The organism is Caballeronia sp. dw_19 (genome assembly GCF_018449515.1).
Taxonomy (GTDB): domain Bacteria; phylum Pseudomonadota; class Gammaproteobacteria; order Burkholderiales; family Burkholderiaceae; genus Caballeronia.
On the sequence record NZ_JAAVUQ010000067.1, the window covers coordinates 1 to 23,996 of the forward strand.

Annotated in this window: 26 protein-coding genes; 10 read left to right on the plus strand and 16 right to left on the minus strand. The window is 60.2% G+C overall.

Annotation, left to right across the window (positions count from 1 at the left end):
• Nucleotides 1–146 precede the first annotated feature (146 nt).
• Entirely contained in the window at nucleotides 147–797 is a 651-nt protein-coding gene (yjgA, locus tag HB376_RS39030) for a ribosome biogenesis factor YjgA (protein ID WP_213769052.1), read from the plus strand.
• Nucleotides 781–1,401 carry a molybdopterin adenylyltransferase gene (gene mog / locus HB376_RS39035; protein WP_213769030.1) on the plus strand — a complete coding sequence of 207 codons (621 nt, stop codon included), beginning with the start codon at nucleotides 781–783 and terminating at the stop codon, nucleotides 1,399–1,401. Before yjgA ends, mog begins: the two co-directional genes overlap by 17 nt.
• A 12-nt stretch (nucleotides 1,402–1,413) precedes the next feature.
• On the opposite strand, the gene orn is transcribed toward mog, so the two are convergent.
• On the minus strand, nucleotides 1,414–2,052 hold the full coding sequence (gene orn, locus HB376_RS39040) for an oligoribonuclease (protein ID WP_213769031.1): 639 nt from the start codon (nucleotides 2,050–2,052) through the stop codon (nucleotides 1,414–1,416).
• A gap of 136 nt (nucleotides 2,053–2,188) precedes the next feature.
• Here orn and HB376_RS39045 point away from each other — a divergent pair, with 136 nt between their 5' ends.
• The 3 genes from HB376_RS39045 (at nucleotide 2,189) to HB376_RS39055 (ending at nucleotide 4,772) form a co-directional block, all read left to right on the plus strand.
• Nucleotides 2,189–3,457, plus strand: a complete 1,269-nt coding sequence (locus HB376_RS39045; protein ID WP_213769032.1) for a M48 family metallopeptidase — start codon at nucleotides 2,189–2,191, stop codon at nucleotides 3,455–3,457.
• Nucleotides 3,454–4,380, plus strand: a complete 927-nt coding sequence (gene rsgA / locus HB376_RS39050; protein ID WP_213769033.1) for a ribosome small subunit-dependent GTPase A — start codon at nucleotides 3,454–3,456, stop codon at nucleotides 4,378–4,380. Before HB376_RS39045 ends, rsgA begins: the two co-directional genes overlap by 4 nt.
• Nucleotides 4,381–4,445: 65 nt before the next feature.
• Nucleotides 4,446–4,772: a DUF2007 domain-containing protein gene (locus HB376_RS39055; RefSeq protein WP_213769034.1), complete on the plus strand. Its 327-nt coding sequence runs from the start codon at nucleotides 4,446–4,448 to the stop codon at nucleotides 4,770–4,772.
• Between the two features lie 37 nt (nucleotides 4,773–4,809).
• Here HB376_RS39055 and HB376_RS39060 read toward each other — a convergent pair whose 3' ends face one another.
• The 6 genes from HB376_RS39060 to rpsP form a co-directional block, all read right to left on the minus strand.
• Nucleotides 4,810–5,748, minus strand: coding sequence for a CobD/CbiB family protein (locus tag HB376_RS39060; RefSeq protein ID WP_213769035.1), 939 nt, complete (start codon nucleotides 5,746–5,748; stop codon nucleotides 4,810–4,812).
• A gap of 114 nt (nucleotides 5,749–5,862) precedes the next feature.
• A complete protein-coding gene (locus tag HB376_RS39065) occupies nucleotides 5,863–6,549 on the minus strand; it encodes a CoA pyrophosphatase (RefSeq protein WP_213769053.1) in 687 nt (228 codons plus the stop codon).
• 196 nt (nucleotides 6,550–6,745) lie between these two features.
• Nucleotides 6,746–7,135, minus strand: a complete 390-nt coding sequence (gene rplS, locus HB376_RS39070; protein WP_213769036.1) for a 50S ribosomal protein L19 — start codon at nucleotides 7,133–7,135, stop codon at nucleotides 6,746–6,748.
• A 141-nt stretch (nucleotides 7,136–7,276) separates the two neighbouring features.
• Nucleotides 7,277–8,047: a tRNA (guanosine(37)-N1)-methyltransferase TrmD gene (trmD, locus tag HB376_RS39075; RefSeq protein ID WP_089163344.1), complete on the minus strand. Its 771-nt coding sequence runs from the start codon at nucleotides 8,045–8,047 to the stop codon at nucleotides 7,277–7,279.
• A 27-nt stretch (nucleotides 8,048–8,074) separates the two neighbouring features.
• A complete protein-coding gene (rimM, locus tag HB376_RS39080; RefSeq protein WP_213769037.1) occupies nucleotides 8,075–8,782 on the minus strand; it encodes a ribosome maturation factor RimM in 708 nt (235 codons plus the stop codon).
• 79 nt (nucleotides 8,783–8,861) lie between these two features.
• Complete coding sequence (gene rpsP / locus HB376_RS39085) at nucleotides 8,862–9,116, minus strand: 30S ribosomal protein S16 (RefSeq protein WP_213769038.1); 255 nt, start codon at nucleotides 9,114–9,116, stop codon at nucleotides 8,862–8,864.
• Between the two features lie 213 nt (nucleotides 9,117–9,329).
• Between rpsP and HB376_RS39090 the strand changes: the two genes are divergently transcribed.
• Together HB376_RS39090 and HB376_RS39095 are read left to right on the plus strand one after the other, a co-directional pair.
• Nucleotides 9,330–10,535, plus strand: a complete 1,206-nt coding sequence (locus HB376_RS39090; protein ID WP_255631845.1) for a PQQ-dependent sugar dehydrogenase — start codon at nucleotides 9,330–9,332, stop codon at nucleotides 10,533–10,535.
• Between the two features lie 170 nt (nucleotides 10,536–10,705).
• Nucleotides 10,706–11,200 carry an NINE protein gene (locus HB376_RS39095; protein WP_213769039.1) on the plus strand — a complete coding sequence of 165 codons (495 nt, stop codon included), beginning with the start codon at nucleotides 10,706–10,708 and terminating at the stop codon, nucleotides 11,198–11,200.
• 60 nt (nucleotides 11,201–11,260) lie between these two features.
• On the opposite strand, the gene HB376_RS39100 is transcribed toward HB376_RS39095, so the two are convergent.
• Nucleotides 11,261–12,406 carry a PA0069 family radical SAM protein gene (locus HB376_RS39100; protein ID WP_213769040.1) on the minus strand — a complete coding sequence of 382 codons (1,146 nt, stop codon included), beginning with the start codon at nucleotides 12,404–12,406 and terminating at the stop codon, nucleotides 11,261–11,263.
• Between the two features lie 68 nt (nucleotides 12,407–12,474).
• Nucleotides 12,475–12,963 carry an Lrp/AsnC ligand binding domain-containing protein gene (locus HB376_RS39105; RefSeq protein WP_213769041.1) on the minus strand — a complete coding sequence of 163 codons (489 nt, stop codon included), beginning with the start codon at nucleotides 12,961–12,963 and terminating at the stop codon, nucleotides 12,475–12,477.
• A 149-nt stretch (nucleotides 12,964–13,112) separates the two neighbouring features.
• Between HB376_RS39105 and HB376_RS39110 the strand changes: the two genes are divergently transcribed.
• On the plus strand, nucleotides 13,113–14,405 hold the full coding sequence (locus tag HB376_RS39110; RefSeq protein WP_213769042.1) for a D-amino acid dehydrogenase: 1,293 nt from the start codon (nucleotides 13,113–13,115) through the stop codon (nucleotides 14,403–14,405).
• 229 nt (nucleotides 14,406–14,634) lie between these two features.
• On the opposite strand, the gene HB376_RS39115 is transcribed toward HB376_RS39110, so the two are convergent.
• The 5 genes from HB376_RS39115 to HB376_RS39135 form a co-directional block, all read right to left on the minus strand.
• Nucleotides 14,635–14,940 (minus strand): type II toxin-antitoxin system RelE/ParE family toxin, encoded by a 306-nt coding sequence (locus HB376_RS39115; protein WP_213769043.1) that lies wholly within the window; start codon nucleotides 14,938–14,940, stop codon nucleotides 14,635–14,637.
• 7 nt (nucleotides 14,941–14,947) lie between these two features.
• Nucleotides 14,948–15,217, minus strand: coding sequence for a type II toxin-antitoxin system ParD family antitoxin (locus tag HB376_RS39120; protein ID WP_213769044.1), 270 nt, complete (start codon nucleotides 15,215–15,217; stop codon nucleotides 14,948–14,950).
• 410 nt (nucleotides 15,218–15,627) lie between these two features.
• Nucleotides 15,628–17,418 (minus strand): acyl-CoA dehydrogenase, encoded by a 1,791-nt coding sequence (locus HB376_RS39125; protein WP_213769045.1) that lies wholly within the window; start codon nucleotides 17,416–17,418, stop codon nucleotides 15,628–15,630.
• A gap of 94 nt (nucleotides 17,419–17,512) precedes the next feature.
• Nucleotides 17,513–18,448: an FAD-binding protein gene (locus tag HB376_RS39130; RefSeq protein WP_213769046.1), complete on the minus strand. Its 936-nt coding sequence runs from the start codon at nucleotides 18,446–18,448 to the stop codon at nucleotides 17,513–17,515.
• A 13-nt stretch (nucleotides 18,449–18,461) separates the two neighbouring features.
• The gene (locus HB376_RS39135; RefSeq protein ID WP_213769047.1) at nucleotides 18,462–19,211 is read right to left on the minus strand and encodes an electron transfer flavoprotein subunit beta/FixA family protein; all 750 of its coding nucleotides are present in this window, start codon (nucleotides 19,209–19,211) and stop codon (nucleotides 18,462–18,464) included.
• A 266-nt stretch (nucleotides 19,212–19,477) separates the two neighbouring features.
• On the opposite strand from HB376_RS39135, the gene HB376_RS39140 reads away from it, so the two are divergent.
• Nucleotides 19,478–20,374 (plus strand): alpha/beta hydrolase, encoded by an 897-nt coding sequence (locus HB376_RS39140; protein ID WP_213769048.1) that lies wholly within the window; start codon nucleotides 19,478–19,480, stop codon nucleotides 20,372–20,374.
• A 34-nt stretch (nucleotides 20,375–20,408) separates the two neighbouring features.
• Here the strand turns inward: HB376_RS39140 and HB376_RS39145 are convergent, their stop codons facing one another.
• Entirely contained in the window at nucleotides 20,409–21,332 is a 924-nt protein-coding gene (locus tag HB376_RS39145; RefSeq protein ID WP_213769049.1) for a histone deacetylase family protein, read from the minus strand.
• Between the two features lie 308 nt (nucleotides 21,333–21,640).
• On the opposite strand from HB376_RS39145, the gene mltB reads away from it, so the two are divergent.
• On the plus strand, nucleotides 21,641–22,813 hold the full coding sequence (gene mltB / locus HB376_RS39150; RefSeq protein ID WP_213769050.1) for a lytic murein transglycosylase B: 1,173 nt from the start codon (nucleotides 21,641–21,643) through the stop codon (nucleotides 22,811–22,813).
• A 94-nt stretch (nucleotides 22,814–22,907) separates the two neighbouring features.
• Here mltB and cysM read toward each other — a convergent pair whose 3' ends face one another.
• A complete protein-coding gene (gene cysM / locus HB376_RS39155) occupies nucleotides 22,908–23,810 on the minus strand; it encodes a cysteine synthase CysM (protein WP_213769051.1) in 903 nt (300 codons plus the stop codon).
• Nucleotides 23,811–23,996 lie beyond the last annotated feature (186 nt).

Below are 23,996 nucleotides of genomic sequence, written 5' to 3' on the forward strand. Positions count from 1 at the left end.
CAACCCCGACCACTAACCCCAGAACCGACCACCCCGGCATTAACCCCAACCGCCAACCCCAGAACCTAGCAACCCCGACCAGCCCCCAACCCAAACCCACCAAACCCACCCCCGAGTGCGAACGAACACCCCTGTACAATACCGGCATGAACCGTAAAACCCGCACGCAACCGATAAACCCGGCCGAGGCCTCCGAACAGGACGGCAGCGAGCACGGCTACGACCGTCCCAGCAAATCCCAGCTCAAACGCGACATGCTTGCGCTGCAAGTACTGGGCGTAACGCTGATCGAACTGCCGAAAGACGCGCTAAAACGCATGCCCATGCCGGAAAAGCTCGACGACGCCGTCCGCGCCGCCCGCCGCATCACCGACCACGAAGGCAAACGCCGGCAACTGCAGTACGTCGGACGGGTAATGCGCTCACTGACCGACGAAGAAACGGCAGCGATTCGCACTGCGCTGGACTCATATCGCGGCGTGAACCGGGCTGAAACAGCCAAGCTGCACTGGATCGAAAGAACCCGCGAAAAACTCCTCGCCGACGACGCCGCTCTCACCGATTTCATCCGCCAACACCCCGGCATCGACCCGCAAGAAGGCCGCACGCTGATCCGCAACGCCCGCAAGGAACGCGAACAGGCCAAACCGCCACGCTACTTCCGCGAACTGTTCCAATGGATCAAGACCGCAGCGGGCGTGGAAGACGAAGAAGACGAGAGCTTGATCGAAGGCGAAGATGAAGACGAAGGCGTCGAATTCCCCGAACGAGACGACGACGATGGCTACAAAGCGTAACCATCCCGACGAATTGGTGATCGGCCTGGTGTCGATCAGCGACCGCGCTTCGCAGGGCGTGTACGAGGACAAGGGCATTCCATCGCTGCAAGAGTGGCTCACAAGTGCACTGAGTTCGCCCTGGCGCGCGGAAACCCGGCTGATCCAGGACGACGCGGCGACCATCTCGGCCACGCTGATCGAACTCGTCGATGAAACCGGCTGTGACCTGATCCTGACCACCGGCGGCACAGGCCCATCACGTCGCGACGTGACCCCGGAAGCCACGCTCGCAGTTGCCACGAAGCCAATGCCCGGTTTCGGCGAACAAATGCGCCAGATCAGCCTGAATTTCGTCCCGACAGCCATTTTGTCGCGACAAGTGGCCGTGATTCGCGAAACGGCAGATCACGCGGCGCTGATCGTCAATTTGCCCGGACAACCGAAATCGATCCGCGAAACGCTCGAAGGACTACGCGACACCGAAGGCAAATCCAAAGTACCGGGCATTTTTGCCGCCGTGCCCTATTGCATCGATCTGATCGGCGGTCCGTACATCGAAACGCGACCCGAAATAGTCGCCGCGTTCAGGCCGAAAAACGCGATCCGGCCGCCAAAATCCTGACCCTCTGCGCGCTTAAATCGACGTGGTCGGGGTGGCGGCCGTGGCATTACCCGCCGCCGACGGAATCAGGAAATGCTCGCGGTAGTACTTGAGTTCGTCGATAGATTCGTGGATGTCGGCGAGCGCCGTATGCATCGCGCGCTTCTGAAAACCCTTGTAGATGGCCGGCTGCCAGCGGCGGCACAATTCCTTGAGCGTGCTGACGTCGAGGTTGCGATAGTGGAAAAACGTTTCCAGTTCGGGCATCCACCGGGCCATGAAACGCCGGTCCTGACAGATGGAATTGCCGCACATGGGCGACTTGCCCGGCGGGACATACTGGCCCAGGAATTCGCGGATTTGCCGCATGGCCTCTGCTTCATCGACCGTCGACGCCCGCACGCGCTCCGTCAGCCCCGACCGGCCATGCGTGTTGCGGTTCCATTCATCCATCTTGCCCAGCGCCGTTTCGTCCTGATGGATCGCCAGAACCGGCCCTTCCACGAGCTTGTCGAGCGTCGAATTCGTCACCACCACCGCAATTTCGATAATACGGTCGGTGTCGGGTTCGAGACCCGTCATCTCCATGTCGAGCCACACGAGGTTCATGTCGCTGCGGACGAGGTCGGGGGAGCTTGGGGAAGAAGCGGGATCGAGCACGGAATCGGCCATATGAGAGCAACCTGAGAGGGGTTTGACGCCTTGCCAGGCGCGGTTTTAGATATCACACAGACCGCGCGCGACGACAGCCAAGAACCTATAATTCTCGCATAATTCAATCGCGCATATTTCAATCGGGTTTCCGCTGATGTCCAATTTCAATCTCGCCTTCTCGGTCGTGTTCGTCGTCGCGCTGGTCGGCATGGTCGGCACCAAGCTGTGGCTGGCATCGCGCCAGATCCGGCACGTCGTCGCGCATCGCAAGGATGTGCCGCCGCAGTTCCTGCAGACCATTCCGCTCGCCGCCCACCAGCGCGCCGCCGATTACACCGTCGAGCGCACACGCCTGACCATGGTCGAGGTCGTGATCAGCGCAGCGCTGCTGATCGCGCTAACGCTGCTTGGCGGCATCCAGCAGATCGAACTGGCCGTCTCCGACTGGCTCGGCCGCGGTTATGTGGGGCAAATGGCGCTGGTGGCTATTGTGGTGGCAATTACCAGCGTGGTGGACCTGCCGTTCGACTATATCCGGCACTTTGTTATCGAAGAGAAATTCGGCTTCAACCGGATGACGAAAAAGCTCTTTTTCCTCGATCTGGTGAAAGGCATCGTGCTGGGCGCGGCGATCGGCTTGCCGGTACTGTTCGTGACGCTGTGGCTGATGAATCAGGCGGGCGCGTTGTGGTGGCTGTGGGCGTGGGTGCTGCTGGTCGCGTTCCAGATGCTGGTGCTGATCCTGTACCCCACGTTTATCGCGCCGATGTTCAACAAGTTCGAACCGCTGAAAGATGAAGCGCTGCGGGCGCGCATCGAGAACCTGATGTCGCGCACGGGGTTCGCCGCGAAGGGTTTGTTCGTCATGGACGGCAGCCGCCGTTCAGCGCACGGCAACGCGTATTTCACGGGTTTCGGCGCGGCGAAGCGAATCGTTTTCTTCGATACCCTGCTCGCCCGGCTCTCCGGCAACGAGATCGAAGCGGTGCTCGCGCACGAGCTCGGCCACTTCAAGCGGCGCCACGTGATCAAGCGCCTGATCGTCACGTTCGTGCTCAGCCTCGCGATGCTTGCGCTGCTCGGCTGGCTGGCGCAATGCGTATGGTTCTATGAAGGACTTGGCGTGCGGCCATCGCTGCTGGGCAACAAGAACGGCCTCGCACTCGTGTTGTTCATGCTGGCATTGCCCGTCTTCATGTTCTTCGTGACGCCGTTGGGCAGCCTGAGCTCGCGCAAACATGAATTCGAAGCCGATGAGTTCGCCGCGAGCCAGACCGATCCGCGCGACCTCGTCAACGCGCTGGTCAAGCTCTATGAAGACAACGCCTCCACGCTCACGCCGGATCCGCTCTACTCCGCGTTTTATGCATCGCATCCGCCTGCATCGCAGCGCATCGAGCGCTTGATGCAGTACGCCGCATGAGGCCGGGTAACGCGAAGAAAGCGACAAACGCGCGCATCGAAGGAAAGGTCATCGCCGCGCACGGGCGGCATTATCTGGTCGCCCCCGCCGATGGCAGCGCCATGCTTCAATGCTTCCCGCGTGGCAAGCGTAGCGAGATAGCGGTCGGCGACCGGGTGAGTTACGAGCAGTCATCGGCGGATCAAGGGGTGATCGTCGAGATTGGCGAGCGCCGCAATCTGCTTTATCGATCCGACCAGTTCAAGTCGAAGCTCTTCGCGGCCAATCTCGATCAATTGATGATCGTGCTCGGCACGGAGCCGCATTTCAGCGAAGACTTGCTCGGGCGCGCGCTGATTGCCGCCGAGGCGCACGGGCTCGAACCGTTGATCGTGCTGAACAAGATCGATATGGAAGGACCACTCGCGGTCGCTCGCAAGCGGCTGGCGTTGTATCGGGAGCTTGGGTACACGGTGGTGGAGCTATCGGCGAAGGCGGCGCCTGAGCACGTCCATGAAGAACTCGATGCGCGTCTGGCCAACCGTGCCACCTTGCTGCTCGGACAATCGGGCATGGGTAAGTCGACGCTGGTGAATATCCTCGTGCCGAACGCCGAAGTCGCGACGCGCGAGATCTCGAAGGCATTGAACAGCGGCCGGCACACCACCACGTTCACGCGGCTGTATCCGCTGCCGGGAGGAGGATCGCTGATCGATTCGCCAGGGTTCCAGGAGTTCGGACTGCATCACTTGTCGGAGGGACAGCTGGAGCGTTCGTTCGCGGACTTCCGGCCGTTCCTCGGCAAGTGCCGCTTCTATAATTGCAGGCATCTGCATGAACCGGGCTGTGCGATTCTGGAAGCCATGGCGGAAGGCAGGATCAGGCCGGCGCGACATCAGTTGTATGCGCAACTGGTGCATGAAGCCAGCCAGATTGTTCGATGATTTCATCGACCTGATGAGTATACGCAACTGCATCTAAACAGACCGCTAAAACAGATTGCGACGGGATGAAGAAACTGACGCGGGCTCCGAATCTGATTACAGCGCATCACTGGGTGAACGTGCTGGCGACAGCGGGGATAGCGTGCGAGTTACACAATCGTTATTTGAGCGGTGCGATGGGCGAGATTCCGGCGGAGCAATGCGCGCCGGAAATATGGATACTGGATGATCGCGACGAGGTATTGGCGACAGGCATCCTGGATCGCGCCCGAAGCGGCCCGGCGATCAACGCCCGGGGATGGCGCTGCCAGCAATGCGGTGAGCCGCTGGAAGCGCAATTCACCGTGTGCTGGCAATGCGGGACAGAGAGGGACCCGCTGAACGACGAGTAGGGCTACGGACACGACGCCTCAAGTCTGGCGCGTTGCTTCAGGCCAGCCACACCGCGATGCTGAGCATAAGCAGCAACAACATCCAGAGAATCACGGCACGCCAGACGAGGCCAACCGCAGATTGCAAAGTCCGCGGCGTGCAGTCATCGCCGACGGGCAGCGGGCTTGCATCGCCAACCGCTAAAGCCTCTACGCTGAGCGGCTCCGCTAATGGTCCCGCCAAGCGGGCTCCAAGCGCCCCGCTCCCGGCAGCGAGCAGAACCCCTTCGTTGGCATCGGGCCATTGCCGGGCGTGGTTGCGCCAGGCATAGATCGCGTCCTCGAAATTCCCGACAATGGCGAAGCCCAACGCAGTCAACCGCGCCGGCACCCAATCGATGAAAAAGAACGCCCGCTGCGCGAAGGTGGAAAACGCCGGCGTGCGCTCATCAGTCGGTTGGACCCACGACCTCGCCAGATACTCCGCGATCCGATAAAACACCGCGCCCGCCGGTCCGATCGGAATCAGGAACCAGAAGAACACGCCAAACACGTGCCGATGCGACGCCACGACCGCATGAACCAGGGTATGCCGGACGATCTCGCTGACGGGCATATCAAGCGTATCAATGCCGGTCCACTCATTGAGAACCTCGCGAGCGCGAGGCACGTCGTCGTTGTTCAGGGCAAGATGGATATCGGTGAAATAGTGGCTGAACTGCCGGAAGCCCAACGTGAAATACACGATCACGACGTTCCACAGGAACGCCAGCGCGAAGTTGATGCGATAGAGCACGTAGTAGACAAGCCCGACGGCTAATGTCCATGGCACCACGACCACTAGCCAGGCGAGCACGCCGTGCCGCTGCTTGCCAGCATCGAAGCCATGAGCCGCGGATTCCGCATGGTACTGAAGCAACGCCGAAATGGGGTTCTGCGGCGAGAGCGCGCGCAACTGCTCAATGATGAGAGCCAGTAATACCGAGAAAAAAGTCATGCGATGCGCCGAGACACTCGAGTTTTACGAATTTCTTGTAAAGATAGCACAGCACCGTCCGCGCCAGAGGGACACATCGGCTGCATGGCTAGCCGAGCCTCTGCACGTTAGGCGTCAAGCCGCGAGAAAGCGATAGAAATTGCGTAACATACCTGCCGTTACCCCCCAGATGAAATACGGAGCCACATTCTCGGCGGGCGAAAAAGGCATCGCAAAAAAACGACGCTCGCCGCCTTCCCAACGAAACACGCGGACCTGGTGATTGGCTGGGTTCATGAGAAATGCGAGCGGGACCTCGAAGATATCGGCGACTTCGAGGGTATCGGCGTGCAGTTCAAACGGGGGATGCACCAGCGCCACGACCGGCGTCACGCAAAAACCCGTGCCCGTCAGATAGTCCGGCAACTCACCGAGCACTTCCACGTGCTTCGCCTCAAGGCCCACTTCCTCTTGCGCTTCGCGAAGCGCGGTCGCCGCGGCGTCGATATCTTCCGGCTCGCGACGTCCTCCCGGAAAGCTGATCTGCCCCGCGTGATTCGAAAGATGGTCGGCACGTTGGGTGAGCAGCACGCTCAGGCCGGTCTCCCGCAAAACCAGCGCAATCAGCACTGATGCCACCCGTGGATCGCCACCCAGCGCCTTGATCCGGTCGTCGCGCGCGTCCGGCGTCCAGTCGAGCGTCTGCTTGAAGCGCGCGCGCAGTCCGGCCGGCGTCAGGCGTTCGCCGCGCACAGGCGGCAGATCTGCGCCGGTCGATTCGATCGGCAAGATCTCAGGCTCGAGGATTCGGGGAGTCGACAGCTTGGTCGGAGGCACGTGGGGCTTTTAGTTCTTGGGTAGGTCTAGGTCTGGTTCTGATTCTCGTTTTGAAAAAACGTTGCGGTCAGGACGCAAATAAGACTCGAGTAAAGCGCACGAGACGGCAAGACACGATTTGACCACACCAACGGAAAAAGCACCCGTGAAGGTGCTTTTTTCCGGTACAGCTTCGGTGCAGTTACTGCGCCTTGGAAGCGCTGCGGTCTTTCAACACGAGCTTTTCCTTGATCCGAGCCGACTTGCCCGAACGATCGCGCAGGTAGTACAGCTTTGCACGACGCACGTCACCGCGACGCTTCACGACAATGCTCGCCAGGATTGGCGAGTAAGTCTGGAACGTACGCTCGACGCCTTCGCCCGACGAAATCTTGCGGACGATGAAATTCGAATTCAAACCACGGTTGCGCTTCGAGATCACAACGCCTTCGTAAGCCTGGACACGCTTGCGCGTACCTTCGACTACGTTGACGCTAACGATCACCGTATCGCCGGGGGCGAATGCGGGGATGGTCTTCTCGCCGAGCGCGCGCGCGATTTCTTCCTGCTCTAGTTGTTCAATCAGATTCATTACTGACTCCTGGAGCCATCTTGCCGGAGTTGTTTGCCATATTAGTGGCCCCGGTAGAGGATGGGTTCACATCTGGCGCCCGCTTGAATTCACAAGCCTGGCACCACCCTTTCGTCTCGCCTTGTACTTGCCTTCCAAAGCCTACTGCGCTTTCGATCGTTCCTTGGCGAGACTTGCGAGCCATGTCTCATCGACACGGCTCAACATTTTAGCCTTGCGCGCCCGCTCGATCAGATCGGGCCGCTTTTCCTGCGTATTCTTTAGCGCCTCACGCCGGCGCCACGCCTCGATTTCCTTGTGATGGCCGCCAAGCAGCACATCCGGAACCCGCACACCGCCGTATTCTTCCGGGCGTGTGTAGTGCGGGCAATCGAGCAGCACGTCGACGAAACTGTCCTGCACAGCCGACTGCGAGTCGTTCAGCACGCCGGGCAACTGGCGCACCACTGCGTCCATGAGCGCCATGGCCGGCAATTCGCCGCCCGACAACACGAAGTCGCCGAGACTCACTTCTTCGTCAACCACACGATCGATCAGGCGCTGGTCGATGGCTTCGTAACGGCCGCACAGCACGACGAGGCCCGGTTCCTGAGCGAATTGCATCACCCGCTCATGATTCAGCGTTTTCCCTTGCGGCGACATCATCACCACACGCGATCCACTGATGCCCTGCTCCGCCTGCGCCGCTTTCGCAGCCGAAATCGCGTCTTCCAGCGGCCTTGCCAGCATGACCATGCCGGGGCCACCGCCGTACGGACGATCATCGATGGTTCGATAATTGTCCGTGGTGAAATCGCGAGGATTCCACGTGCGCAGACCAAACCGTTCCTGCTTCACTGCCCGGCTGGTAATACCCCAATCGGTCAGTGCGCGAAACATCTCGGGAAAGAGCGTCACGACGTCAAACTGCATCGCTCTCTCCTTGAAATAATCGATCAATCAATAGTCAGCGTCCCAGTCGACGACAATCCTGCGCGCCGCCAGATCCACTGTTTTGACATATACGCCAACGAACGGAATCAGCCGTTCGCCAGTGGCGGGCGAACCGTCCTTGCCCGTAGTCGGAAATTCCACGCGCATGATGGAATGCGCGCCGTTGTCGATCATGCTCGCGACCTGGCCTAAAGCCACGTCCGCGTCATTCACGACGTCGAGGCCGATCAGATCGACCCAGTAGAATTCGTCATCACCGGTCAGCTTCGGGAAGTCGCTGCGCAACACATGGATACTGTGACCACGCAACGCATACGCCGTCTCGCGGTCATCGCAGCCGGCAAAGTGCGCAACGACCGTGTCACTATGCACTTTGGACTGCAGACACCGGACCACCTTGCGCTCGCTTCCCTTGACCAGCCACCAGCGCTTTGCCGCGAGCATTGCGTCACCGCCATGACCCGCATGCGCGTGCGGCGCAATCTTGACCCAGCCCTTCAGTCCGTAAGCGTCGACGATCGCACCCACTTCAATGGCGTCATCAGGCAAACTTTCTACAGGCTCGATCGATCCCGCGCTATCTGAAGCGTCGATAGCCACGCGACGCGCTGCCGGCTTGCGGACAAACGCGCCAAACGTGGCTTCGTTCGGCTCAGATTTTTCGCCACGTGCGGCTGTCAAACCTGAGTCTGAAGCGGAATCACGCGTCGACATGAGCCAATCTCCCGCGAACCTCGGCAGCTGGAATCGATCGGATCACAAGTACCCGAACGATCGACTGCAGCAAGCGCACTTAAGCAGCCGGCTGAGCTTGTTGCGATTGCTTGACCAGACGTGCAACCGTCGGCGACATCTGCGCGCCGTTGTCTTGCCAGTATGTCAGGCGGTCCTGAGCGATTCGCAGCGATTCGCCTTTGGTCGCGATCGGGTTGTAGAAACCCACGCGTTCGATGAAGCGGCCATCACGGCGGCTACGCGAATCGGTTGCAACGATATTGTAAAACGGGCGCTTCTTGGAGCCGCCACGAGCCAAGCGGATGATAACCATGCTGAAATCCTTGAAAACCGGGGTTCGGAACTACCAAAACACGCGATTATAGCGGCAAAACGGAGCCTTAACAAACACTTGCGTCGATTAATCAAGATGGAACGTGGCCTGACGTATGTCGTTGAACCGGCCATCGCCCGCTCTGACACGGCGCAAAGCGGATTTTTCAAGACTTCGCGCGGCAGCGCGGGGTGTCATTTTGGGGAGACAGATTTGAACTCGCTCATGACTTTCACCGGTAAAGCTTTCTCTTACGATGATTCGCTGCGGGCTCGCGGTTTTGTCCGCAGCGTCACCCGATCTCTGGCGCGTTCTACGTTTTTAGCGGCGAATTTGCTGATCGCGCTGGCCGGTTCGTTGATCGCAGAGGGCGCCCATGCGGCACTGCCGGTTGATGAGATCAAGCTGCCGCCGGGCTTCAGCATCGCTGTTCTCTCCGACGACGTCCCGAGCGCCCGCGCCATGGCTTTGTCGCCTAAAGGCGTGCTGTATGCCGGCAGCCTCGACGGACACGTGTACGCGCTCGAGTTGAAGGATGGGCGCGTGACAGCGAAACACGTGATCGCCTCGGGTCTGGACGAACCCGCGGGCGTGACGTTCCGCAACGGCGCGCTCTATGTCTCCGCGATCTCCCGCATCCTGCGCTTCGACGACATAGACAATCACCTCGATGCGCCGCCCAAGCCTATAGTGGTCACTGACAAACTGCCTTCCGACCGGTCACACGGCTGGAAATTCATCGCGTTCGGCCCGGATGGCAAGTTGTATGTGCCAACCGGCGCGCCATGCAACATTTGCAATCCGGATCGCAAACGGTACGCACTGATCGCCCGGATGAACCCGGACGGCACCGACTACGAAGTGTTTGCGAACGGCGTGCGCAACACGGTGGGTTTCGACTGGGATCCCCGGACAAAAGAGCTCTGGTTCACCGACAACGGCCGCGACATGCTCGGCGACGATATTCCCGACGACAAGCTCAACCACGCGCCAAAGGCAGGCATGGACTTCGGTTACCCTTATTGCCACGGCGGCGACGTTGCGGACCCTGAATTCGGCGCCGGCCATCCGTGCTCCGGATTCACGCCACCGGTGGTCAAGCTGGGCGCACACGTGGCATCGCTCGGCATGCGCTTCTATACAGGCACCATGTTCCCCGCCGACTATAAGAACAACATATTCATCGCGGAACACGGATCCTGGAACCGCAGCACGAAGGTGGGATATCGCGTAGTACGGATCGTGGTGGGTGCGAATGGCGAGAAGCCGCGCATGGAGCCGTTCGCTCAAGGCTGGCTCCGTCCGAAGGAAGAAGTGTGGGGCCGTCCCGCCGATGTCCTGCCAATGCCCGACGGCTCGCTTCTCGTCAGCGACGACTACGCGGGCGCAATCTACCGGATTACGTACGCGCAACCTTGACGCTGCCGTGATCTTGCAGTGACATTGCCGCGACCCGGTCGCCGCGCACTGAGCCGTTTAGCCACGTGAGCGTCCACCCTGCGGGCGTAGAATGCCGCGTCGGCGCAAAACTGTTGCCGTTTGTGCCAATCCGCGTCCATTGCTCACTGCATTTTCCTTTTCGTTTCCCGATGAACAACTCGCCGTCCACTGCCACGCACCCATCGAAACCGACGTCAAACGGGCGTTTCCGCTCGAAAACGCTGACCGCCGCGCTCGCCTTCTTTTTTGGCAGTATCGGCGCGCATCGCTTTTATCTGTACGGTTTGCGCGACAAGTTCGGCTGGGCGCACATTGTTGGCATCCTGCTGGGAGTAGCCGGTTACATGCTGCTCGCGGCAACGGATCGGGCTTCGACTCCCGGCTGGGTCCTGGTCGTGCCCGGCGCCATTTCACTGCTGGCGGCGTTCTTGTCGGCGATCGTCTACGGCCTGCGCCCCGACGAGAAATGGGACGCTCAGTTCAATGCGCAAACTGGTCAACATAGCGAATCCGGCTGGACAGTCATTTTCGTCGTGATCTTTGCTTTGTTCTTCGGCGCGCTCCTGCTGATGGCAGGTCTTGCCGTCACCTTCCAGACTTACTTCGAAGGCCAGGTTCAAGCAGCTAAAGAGTTGTCGCAATAAGTGTCGCAGTAGTGCGCAAGGGTCGTGGCGGCTCTGCCCGGAAACCGCTACGGCTACGCTTCAAAACAACTTCATCTGCGCGGTGTCCTCGACTGCACGTGGATTTCGACTCACCGCCTTCTCAACCTGCCGAAATTCCGACATATCCAGAATTCCGCGCTGCCGTTGATTCAGGCCAAGCCGCTTCGTGGCGTTATGAAAACGCTGCTTGAGCATGTCGGCCCATAAACCTTCGCCTTTCATGCGCGTCGAGAAATCCGAGTCGTAGTCCTTGCCGCCACGCATATCGCGCACGCGCCCCATCACCCGTTCCGCCCGATCCGGGAAATGTGCCGCGAGCCAGTCCTTGAACAGCGGCGCCACCTCCCACGGCAAGCGCAAAACAATGTAACTCGCACTCGTCGCGCCCGCTTCTGCGCAGGCTTCCAGCACCCGCTCCATGTCCGGTTCCGTGACGAACGGAATCATGGGTGCGACGCTGACTCCAACCGGAATGCCCGCCTCGGTCAGCGCCCGGATAGTGCGCAGCCTTCTTGAAGGCGTGGCTGCGCGCGGTTCGAGCGTGCGGGCGATGTCGGCATCCAGCGTGGTAATGGTGATAGCGGCCATGACCTGCCCCTTCTGCGCCATGGGTGCGAGCAGGTCGATATCCCGCTCGATCAGCGACGACTTCGTGATTGCCGCGAACGGATGCCCTCGCTCGCTCAGTATCTCGATCACCCGCCGCGTGATCCGCAAATTCCGTTCGACGGGCTGATACGCGTCAGTAATCACGCCCAGCGCGATGGGCTCCGGCTGATAGGATGGTTTGTCCAATTCCCGCTCGAGCAATTCGCCGGCATTGATCTTGGCGTATATCCGGCTTTCGAAATCCAGTCCCGGCGATAACCCCAAATAACTATGCGTAGGCCGCGCGAAGCAATAGATACAACCGTGCTCGCAGCCACGGTATGGGTTAAGCGACACCCCGAACGGAATATCCGGTGACGAATTGCGCGTCAGAATGCTCTTCGCGCGTTCCTCGAATACTTGCGTGCGCAGGACCGGTGCGTCATCGGTTTCTCCGTTCTCGCTGATATGCGTCCAGCCGTCATCCACACGCTCACGCTGGTCCTTCTCGTAACGCCCCTGAAGGTTCGTGACCGCCCCTCGGCCCTTGAGCGGCGCGGGAGGAGCAACAGGATATTCGTGGTCGTGAGAAGCCATGGCCGGGAAATGAAAGCAGGAAAGTACTGTATAAATATACAGTAAATTACCCCGACCGCAAGCTCATTTCACGCATCGACCGCGATGGTCAGCGTTTCCTTGATTTCCTCCATCACCACGTAACTTTTCGACTGCACGGCGCCCGGCAGTTGCAGCAGGATGTCGCCGAGCAGCTTGCGGTAATCGGCCATTTCGCCAATACGCGCCTTGATCAGATAGTCGAAATCACCGGAAACGAGATGACATTCCAGTACCTCGGGAATGCGCTGCACCTCGCGCCGAAACTGCTCGAACATGTTGCCGCTTTTATGATCGAGCGTGATCTCGACGAACACCAGCAGCGACGCGCCCAGCTGATGCGGATTCACCCGCGCGTAATACCCGGCGATCACCAGGTCACGCTCCATGCGTTTGACGCGTTCGATGCACGGCGTCACCGAGAGCCCGACCTGCTCGGCCAGGTCTTTCATCGCAATACGGCCGTCCTGCTGAAGGATTTTCAGGATTCGGCGATCGATCTTATCGAGTTCTCGTACTGAATTTCGCTGCGTTCTCATTGCTTTCCACTGAAAAGTGAATAAATACAATAACAAAAACTGCCTCAGTATCAATACTATAGTCGATACCACTATGTAACCCGCTACTCACCACGGCTTCAGTCGAACGAAGCGAATGACCGGCGGACACACTTTGCACGGAGCAAGGCATGCGAGTCGTAATTCTGGGAAGCGGTGTTGTTGGCGTCACGAGCGCCTATTATCTGGCGCGCGCGGGGCACGAAGTGACCGTGATCGATCGTGAAGCGGGACCGGCGCTCGAAACGAGTTTCGCGAACGCGGGTCAGATCTCGCCCGGTTACGCGTCGCCGTGGGCCGCGCCCGGCGTGCCGCTCAAAGCAATCAAATGGATGTTCGAGAAACACGCGCCGCTCGCCATCCGTCTGGACGGAACGTCGTTTCAATTGAAGTGGATGTGGCAGATGCTGCAGAACTGCACGCAGGCGCGTTATTCGGTCAACAAGGGCCGCATGGTGCGCCTGGCCGAATACAGCCGCGATTGCCTGCAGGCGCTGCGTGCGGACACCGGCATCAATTACGAAGGCCGGACCGGTGGCACGCTGCAGGTTTTCCGGACCCAGCAACAACTCGATGGCGCCGCGAAGGACATCGCCGTGTTGCGCGATGCGAACGTGCCGTTCGAATTGCTCACGCCGGCTGAGTTGCAAAACGCGGAACCGGCGCTTGCCGCCGTATCGCACAAGCTGACCGGCGGTTTGCGCCTGCCGAACGACGAAACCGGCGATTGCCAGAAATTCACCACGCGCCTCGCCGCCATGGCCGAACAGTTGGGCGTGAAGTTCCGCTACAACACGCCAATCGACGCGCTCGCGGTAAGCGGTGGCCGAATCGCCGGCGTGCAGTGCGGTGGAGAGACCATTCGCGGTGATTCATACGTTGTTGCGCTCGGGTCCTATTCCACGAAACTGCTGGGCAGTCTTGTCGATATCCCCGTGTATCCGCTGAAGGGCTATTCGATCACGGCACCCATCGCGAACGAAAGCGCCGCGCCGGTTTCCACCGTGCTCGACGAAACGTACAAGATCGCGATCACCCGTTTCGATGACCGGATTCGCGTCGGCGGAATGGCGGAGATTGTCGGCTTCGACAAATCGCTGAGCCAGGCGCGTCGCGAAACGCTGGAAATGTGCGTGAACGACCTGTTCCCCGGTGGTAGTGATACCGCGAAGGCATCGTTCTGGACCGGCTTGCGCCCCATGACACCGGACGGCACGCCCATCGTTGGCCGTACGCCGCTGCCGAACCTGTTCCTTAACACGGGCCACGGCACGCTGGGTTGGACGATGTCGTGCGGCTCCGGTCAGTTGTTGGCCGACTTGATGTCGGGCAAGCAGCCGGCGATCCAGTCCGACGATTTGTCGGTGCATCGGTATCTCGGCGAGACGCGTACGAGTGCGCGGCCGTCGTATGCAGGTGCGTGAGTTGGAGTTTCGCGCGTAGCCGCGAGCGCATGCTTTAAAAAATGCCGTCCCGGCGAAAGCCGGGCGAATGCACCCCAAAAGTTGGAGATCGATCCAACTTTTGGGGTGTTTTCTTTGATGGCGCCGACAATGGGAGCAAAGAAAAGTTACGGCCCTTGCCAGAGGGTGCCTCGGTGAACTTGCGCCAAAAAGCATTCAAGGGTCCTGCTCGTTTGCGTTCTTAAACTGCCTAATCTGCCAGCGCAGTTTCGTAGTCCTGGCCGCCATAGAACACCCCAAGAATGGTCGGCTGTTCCTCTTGCACGACAAAAGCAATGACCGTACGGCCGCGATAATTCGAAATGCGCAAGCCCGGCCGTATATCGTCGCGTTGAGTGCCTCGATTCGGGAAGCTCTGCAAACTTTCGCAATAAGACACGATAGCGTCGATGTACCCTGCCGCCACGGCCGAAGAAGCCACTTCCGCGATGTACTGCTCAAGGCTGTCGAGCTGCTCCAATGCCTCCGGAGCGAACTTGATGCCGAATGTTGTCATCTGGCTTTTACGTCCGCGCTTTCCGTTTCGCCACTAGCGCCGCCCGCACCTCGTCCACCGTCAACGCGCGCGAAGAATCTGCCTTGAGTGCGTCATATGCCGGACCGACCTCGTCACGCAGCCAAGACTCCACTACGCGATCGCGGGCAGCCAAGGTACGCAAACCATCGCGGATAACCTCGCTATCAGTGGCGTATTCCCCGCTCTCAACCTTGGCGCGGACCAGTTCAGCCAGTTCGTTCGGCAAGGTAATGCTGAATTGTTGGGTGGAACGCATAGTGGTTACTCCGGTGAATCGAATAGGATTTAATCCTACACCACTTCGAATGGCAGCGCAGTTTCAGCGCGAACGCTTGTGCCACCACGTAGACGCGCAAAAAACTGTGTGGAAAACAGGCATCTGGCTGGGTTCGAGTGGTTCAGGGAGCTTGCCGATCGCAACTTGCGTGCATGCTAGTTTCACGTTGGGAAATGGGAACGTCGGCGGAGTACCCGCAGTATCCAAATTCACCGCCGCTCTGAGAAAGCGGCTCGTCCACCTTAGCGAAAGCGCCCATCCAGCCCGACGCCCGCTTCGAGAAAGCTTGCGGATTTGCGTTTATATGTACGTGTTTTTTCGTTGAGACCGTCCCCGAGAAAAGTCAGGGACGGCCTTTTTGTGCCACGGGCGCTGGAACGCTCAGCAAATCAGAACTGATCCTCACTCAGCGCCAGATACCCTTCCTGCCCGTTGGCACTGACGACGGACGCTTCAATGCCCGGTGCTTGCGACAAGATATGCTCCGCGAAAAACTGGGCCGTCGCGATCTTGGCGCCATAAAACGCTTCGTCCTCGCCACGCTTGTCCGACGCCACGAGCAGCGCCCGCGCCATTTGCCATCCGCCCAATACAATGCCTGCCAGCTTCAGATACGGCACGCTGCCGGCAAAAACCGCGTTCGGATCGCTTTTCACCTTGGCCACCATGAACTCAACCACCCGCGCCAGCGACAGGCTTCCCGCACTCAAATGCCGATGCATCGACTTGAACGCCTGCCCTTCACGCTCGGCTAGCTGCGCGATGGTCTGATCCATCTGCGCCAGAATCGCCTGCGCCGTCGCGCCGCCATCACGCACCGTCTTGCGGCCGATCAGGTCGTTGGCCTGAATAGCGGTCGTGCCTTCGTAGATGGTGAGAATCCGCGCATCGCGGTAATACTGCGCCGCGCCCGTTTCCTCGATGAAACCCATGCCCCCGTGCACCTGCACGCCGAGGCTCGCGACATCGATGGAAAGCTCCGTACTCCAGCCCTTCACGATCGGCACAAGAAACTCGTAGATCGCCTGATGGCTGGCTCGCGCGGCCTCATCTGGATGATGATGCGCGAGGTCGCAATGCGCCGCCGCGACGTAAGCCAGCGCGCGCGACGCTTCGGTCAGCGCGCGCATGGTGGAGAGCATGCGGCGCACGTCGGGGTGATGAATGATCGAGACCGGCTGTTTGGCGGAACCATCGACCGGCCGGCTTTGCACGCGCTCCTTCGCGAACGCGACGGCCTTCTGATACGCGCGCTCCGACACGCCCACGCCCTGCAGTCCGACCGCGAACCGCGCCGCGTTCATCATGATGAACATGTACTCCAGCCCGCGATTTTCCTCGCCGATCAACTGGCCAATGGCGCCGCCGTGATCGCCGAATTGCAGCACGGCTGTCGGACTCGCCTTGATCCCCAGCTTGTGTTCAATCGATACGCAGTGCACGTCGTTGCGAGCGCCGAGCGTGCCGTCTTTATCGGTGATGAACTTCGGCACCAGGAAGAGCGAGATGCCCTTCACGCCGTCAGGCGCGTTGGGCGTGCGCGCCAGCACGAGATGGACGATGTTCTTCGCCATGTCGTGCTCGCCGTAGGTAATGAAGATCTTCGTGCCGAACACCTTGAACGTGCCGTCGCTCTGCGGCTCGGCGCGCGTGCGGACCAGCGCGAGATCGGAGCCCGCTTGCGGCTCGGTGAGGTTCATCGTGCCGGTCCAAACGCCCGAAATCAGCTTGGGCACAAAGAGCTGTTTTTGCTCCTCGGTCCCGGCGGTAAGCAGTGCTTCGATAGCGCCATCGGTGAGCAGTGGACACAACGCGAACGACAGATTCGCCGCGTTCAACATTTCGATGCAAGGCGTCGCGATCAGCTTGGGCAACCCCTGGCCTTCGTATTCGACCGGATGCAGCACGCCCTGCCAGCCACCTTCGCCGAACTGGCGGAAAGCCTCCTTGAAACCTGGCGTGGTCGTGACCTCGCCGTTCTTCCAAAAGCTCGGATTCTTGTCGCCTTCGAAGTTCAACGGCGCGACCACTTCGTTGTTAAAGCGCGCGGCTTCTTCGAGTACGGCCTGCGCGGTGTCGAGACTGGCGTCCTCGAAACCCGGCAATGCCGCGATGCTTTCTATATCGGCTAGTTCCTTCATCACGAACAGCATGTCCTTGACGGGCGCTCTATAGCTCATGACTTGTCTCCCCCAACAGATGTGAAAAGGGGCGCACGTATGTCGCCCCTTTTTGCGGTCCTGCTTTCTTTCCAGCCAGTGGCTCTAAGAACGATCAGCCAAGTTCTTTCACGAGTTCCGGCACGACAGTGAACAGGTCACCCACAAGCCCGTAGTCCGCCACGCCAAAGATAGGCGCTTCGGCGTCCTTGTTGATCGCCACGATGACCTTGCTGTCCTTCATCCCCGCCAAATGCTGGATCGCACCCGAGATACCGACGGCAACATACAAGTTAGGCGCCACGATCTTGCCGGTTTGACCGACCTGATAGTCGTTCGGCACGAACCCCGCATCGACTGCCGCACGCGATGCGCCCAGCGCCGCGCCAAGTTTGTCCGCGAGCGGTTCGAGCACTTTCGTGTAGTTCTCGCCGCTGCCCAAACCCCGCCCACCCGACACGATGATCTTCGCCGACGTCAGTTCCGGCCGGTCCAGTTTCGTCAACTCGCGGCTCACGAACTTGGAAATACCCGTGTCCGCCGAGGCTTCGATCTTTTCCACCGATGCACTGCCGCCTTCTGCCGCCACCGGATCGAAACCCGTAGTGCGCACGGTGATGACCTTGATGGCATCGCTCGATTGAACCGTCGCGATTGCGTTGCCCGCGTAGATCGGACGCTCGAAGGTATCCGGCGAATCTACGGCCGTGATGTCACTGATCTGCGCGACGTCCAGATGCGCTGCAATGCGCGGGGCAATGTTCTTACCGTACGGGGTCGCCGGCGCCAGGATATGCGAGTAGTTCTTCGCGATCAGGACCACCGTTCCGTCGATATTCTCGGCCAGGCCATCGGCGAGTTGCGGTGCGTCGGCAAGCAATACCTTCGATACACCCACAATCTTCGCCGCTGCATCGGCCGCCGCTTGCGCGTTCGAGCCTGCGATCAGCACATGGATATCGCCACCGATCTTCTGCGCTGCCGCGATGGTGTTCAACGTCGCCGATTTGATCGACTCGTTATCGTGTTCTGCAATTACAAGAATAGTCACTTTGGAAACTCCCTCACAGAACCTTGGCTTCGGTCTTCAACTTCTCGACCAGCGTCTTCACGTCCGGCACCTTCACGCCTGCGGAGCGCTGCGGCGGTTCGGCAACTTTGAGCGTCTTTAGGCGCGGCGTCACGTCGACACCGAGGTCCGCGGGCTTGAGCGTTTCCATCGGCTTCTTCTTGGCCTTCATGATGTTGGGCAGCGTCACGTAGCGCGGCTCGTTCAGGCGCAAGTCCGTGGTAATCACAGCCGGCAACGTCAGGGAAAGCGTTTCCGAACCGCCATCGACTTCACGCGCGACCGTGGCGCGACCGTCGGCGACCGTCACTTTCGAGGCGAACGTCGCTTGCGGCAAACCGGCCAATGCGGCGAGCATCTGCCCCGTCTGATTCGAGTCATCGTCAATGGCTTGCTTGCCGAGGATGATGAGTTGCGGCTGCTCTTTATCGACTAGCGCCTTCAAAATCTTCGCCACCGCCAACGGCTGCAATTCCTCAGTCGATTCGACCAGGATCGCGCGATCCGCACCGATCGCCATGGCAGTGCGCAGCGTCTCCTGACATTGCGTCACGCCGCACGACACCGCGATCACTTCCGTCGCCACACCCGCTTCACGCAGACGCACGGCTTCTTCCACGGCGATTTCATCGAACGGATTCATCGACATCTTCACGTTCGCGATGTCCACTGCGCTGCCATCCGGCTTGACCCGGACTTTCACGTTGTAGTCGACCACGCGTTTGACTGGCACCAAGATTTTCATGCACACGCTCCTAAGTTACGAATACATCATCCCAAGCCCATTATAACGAGTGACTCCCGCCGCCGAATGCTTACGGCGGACTCGCGAGGAGTCCGTCAGGCTTTGCACAATCAGTAGATGCTTATTTTTTACAGAACGATCGTTCTATTTTACGCATAGAACGGCATGGATGACAATCGGGAATGCGCTCTAAACGGCGCATTCCCGACTTTTCCGCCCCTGCATTGGGACTATCATCTGCGGAATTCCGATTCCGCCGACAGGCCATGCAAAAACCCTCGCACAGCACGTACTCGACCAGCAGCATTGCCACCGCCGATGGCATCGACCTTCATCTTCATCGATGGCAAGCCGCCGCCACATTCCCCAAACCGCTGGCGCGAATCGCACTGGTGCACGGGCTCGCCGAACATGCTCGCCGATACGACGCCTTCGCGCTGCGCCTGAACGCGGCGGGCATCGAATTGATTGCCGCGGATCTGCGTGGTCACGGTAAATCGCCGGGAGAACGTGTGTGGATCAACTCCTTCGACGACTATCTGCTCGACACCAACGCGCTCCTCAACGCTGCGGACACAACCGCGCCGCTCAAGATCCCGCTGTTCCTGATGGGGCATAGCATGGGTGGCGCAATCGCAGCGCTTTATGCTGCCGAGCGCTTGCCGGAAAGCGGCCGGAAGCTGGCCGGGCTGATCCTGTCGAGCGCCGCGCTTAAAACCCCGGCCGACGCGCCGCGCTGGAAGCTCAAGCTGGGCGGCCTGATCAGCCGCGTGATGCCGCATTTCCCCGCCCTGACCATTGATCCAGCCGCGTTGTCCCGTGCCCACGGCGTGGTCGAGGCGAACCGGCGCGATCCGCTGGTGCATCATCGGCCAATACCGGCCAGGACGGCGGCGCAGATAGTGGCCGCCATGCGCCGCATCGCTGCACGACGCGCATCCATCGACTTGCCGCTCTTCGTGTTTCACGGCACGAAGGACGCGCTCGCCAACCCCGACGGCAGCCGCGAATTCGAAGCCAACACCGGTTCTACGGATACCACCCTGTTGATACTGGAAGACAGTTATCACGAGACGCTCAACGACCTCGACCGGGATCGGGTGATCAAGGCGCTGATCGACTGGACGCTCGTGCGTGCCGAGCTTCAGCGTTCGCGCATGTAGGGTCGCGGCTTGCCGCGAGTCCTGCCGTGAAGCGTCAGATGTCGGCGAGCGCGCGCACATGCGCGACCACGCTGCGCCCAAGCGCCGACAGGTTGTACCCGCCCTCCAGACTGCTCACTATCCGGCCCTTCGCATGCCGCTTCGCCACCGCGCGGACCTGCTGCGTCAGCCACGTATAGTCGTTCTCGACAAGACCCATGTTGCCGAGATCGTCCTCGCGATGCGCATCGAAACCTGCGGAGATGAAGATCATCTGCGGCTTGAATTCGTCGAGTCTCGGCAGCCACATCATGTCGACGGCTTCGCGCACAGCCATGCCTTTCGTACGCGCGGGCATCGGCAGGTTGACCATGTTCGATGCCTGATTATCGGCGCCGCTGTACGGATAGAACGGGTGCTGGAAAAAGCTGCACATCAGCACGCGCGGATCGCCCGAGAATGCGGCTTCCGTGCCATTACCGTGATGCACGTCGAAATCGATGACAGCCACGCGCTCAAGCCCATGCACTTCAAGCGCGTGACGCGCCGCGATCGCGATGTTGTTGAAGAAGCAGAAGCCCATCGCGCGCGCCGGTTCAGCGTGATGTCCGGGCGGCCGCACGCTGCAGAACGCGTTGTCGTAGGTGCCGGCGATCACGGCGTCGGTGGCGGCGACCGCCGCGCCCGCAGCGCGCAACGCCGCGTGGTAAGAACCCGGCGACATCAGCGTATCCGGGTCAATCTCCGCGCGGCCCACGGAGGGCGCCGTCTCCCTGACGAAATCGATATGCGCCTGGGTATGAACCCGCGCCAGGTCCTCTTCGCTCGCGAGCGGGGCTTCTTCACGCTCGATCAGCGTGTCGATACGGCTTGCGATCAACTGATCCTCGATCGCCTGAAGGCGCGCGGGGCATTCGGGATGCCACGGCCCCATGTCGTGAAGAAGGCAATCTGGATGGGTATAAAAGCCGGTAGCCATGATGGGTTGCGCAGCCGGGCGAGCCGTGCCGCGTGTCTCGTATCGTTCAGATGTTTTTGTCGGTCGCGGTGCTTGGCCCTTCCCGCCGCGCATCAGTGAGCGGCCGGACGCCGCACCGCGCGGGTTCTTGTTAAGTTACCACATTGGAAATGGTGCGGCCGTATCGCATCGCTTTTGTAGCGTCCGCGCCCGCTCACAAGGCTTTCGGGATAGCGTCGAAAACACGTCGGTTATACTGATCCGACTCTCGTATGCCCTGCGCGTTTTTCCAGCGCGCCTCGCGTTACACCGCCACAATTACGCACACTATGAACTTCAAGTTTGCTTCGACCGTCTTGCCTCTTTCGGCGCGAACCGCGCGCCTCGCCTCAGTCGCTGGTCTTGTTTGCGCACTTGGCACACTCGGTATCGGCCAGGCAGTTGCGCAATCGCAGCCGCAACCCGCACCAGCGCAAGGGCAAGTGTTCGAAGAGGAGATCGTGCCGCAGCGTTACGCGAACAATCCCAATGTGGACGCGTTCATTAACGACCTTGTTGCGCGTTACGACTTCGATTCCGCCGCCTTGCACGACCTGTTCAATCGCGTCAGTTATTCGGCAACAGCCGTGAAACTGGTCCTGCCCTCGCCCACGCCAGCCACCAAGAACTGGCGCGCGTATCAGGCGCGTTTCGTGGAGCCGGTGCGTATTGCCGCCGGCGTGAAATTCTGGCGCGCGAACCAGGCCGCTTTGCAGCGTGCATCGGATCAGTATGGTGTACCGCCCGAAGCAATTGTCGGGATTATCGGCGTGGAGACAATCTATGGCCGATACATGGGTAATTTCCGCGCGCTCGATGCACTGACCACGCTCACCTTCGATTACCCCAACACGCCGAACCGCGCAGAACGGCAAGCGACCTTCCGCAAGAATCTCGAGGACCTGCTGGTCTGGACGCACGATCAGCAAATCGATCCGACCACCGTGCTCGGTTCGTACACGGGCGCGATCGGCATTCCGCAATTCCTGCCGAGCAGCATCGTGCAGTACGCGGTGGATTTCGACGGCAACGGGCACATCGATTTGCGGACCAGTCCCGCCGATGCCATCGGCAGTGTTGCGAACTATCTGAAGCAGCACGGCTGGGAATCGGGACGGCCGGTGGTCTGGAAAATTGCCGGCGACATGGGTAGCCAGGGCATTGCACAAGCCGCCGCCGATGGTCAGCCCGAGCCGCACTGGTCGCTCGCGCAGCTCACGAAAGCGGGCATGCTGATGAGCGAACCGGGGCTCAATACCTTGGCGGAAGCGGGTACGCCGGTGACGGTCGTCGATTTGCCGACGCCGGGCCGCGCGACCGAATACACGCTCGGCTTGAAGAACTTCTACGTGCTTACGCGCTACAACCGCAGCTTCTTCTATGCACTCGCCGTGTATCAGCTTGGCGAAGCGGTGAAAGCGCAGATGGGCGCGGGCAATGCTGGCGTTTCAGCGTCGCAATGATGTCGCCGTCAGGCGTTTTTGATTCGCGCACTATGTAAAAAGCCCGGCAAATGCCGGGCTTTTTACATTGCGCTTCTGGCTTTTCTTTGGTGTCTCAGGCCGGGAACACGCCTGTCGACAAGTAGCGGTCACCGCGATCGCAGACGACGAACACGATGGTCGCGTTCTCGACCTGGCGCGCCACGCGCAAGGCTACTTCGCACGCGCCGGCAGCGGAAATCCCGCAAAAAATGCCTTCCACCGATGCCAGCCGCCGCGCCATTGCTTCGGACGCAGCCTGGCTGACGCTTTCCGTGCGGTCCACGCGGCTTCGATCGAAAATTTTCGGCAGATAGGCTTCCGGCCACTTGCGGATACCGGGGATACGCGAACCTTCTTCCGGTTGCGCCCCGACAATCTCGATATTCGCGTTCTGTTCCTTGAGATATTGCGACACGCCCATGATGGTGCCGGTCGTGCCCATGGCGGAAACGAAATGGGTGATGCGTCCTTCGGTGTCGCGCCAGAGTTCCGGGCCGGTGGTCTCGTAGTGGGCGAGTGGATTATCCGGATTCGCGAACTGGTCGAGGATGATGCCTTTGCCGTCGCGCTGCATTTGCTCGGCGAGATCGCGGGCGTATTCCATACCGCCGGTGACCGGCGTCAGCACGATTTGCGCGCCGTAGGCGGCCATGCTTTGGCGACGTTCGATCGATAGGTCTTCCGGCATGAGAAGCACCATTTTGTAGCCGCGAATGGCGGCGGCCATAGCGAGTGCGATACCGGTGTTGCCGCTGGTCGATTCGATCAGCGTGTCGCCAGGCTTGATGCGGCCGCGCTCCTCCGCCTTCTTGATCATCGAGAGTGCCGGGCGGTCCTTCACTGAACCCGCCGGGTTGTTACCCTCGAGCTTGCCGAGGATCACGTTGTTGCGGCTGCGGATTTCGTCGTCCGGGATGCGGACCAGTTGCACCAGCGGCGTATTGCCAATGGTGTCTTCGATAGTCTTGTAAGCCATAGCGGTCGTGGGGTTGCTGCGGTCGATGAGCTATTGATTGTAGCCTAGGGGGGGTTCGTTCGCACTTGAGGGGTTTTTGGCTGGGGGGGGGTGGGTCTGGGGGGCAGTGCCGGGGTGGTGCTTTCAGGGGTTAGTGGTCAGGGTCAGTGCTGGGGTGGTCGGTTCTGGGGTTAGCGGTCGGGGTCA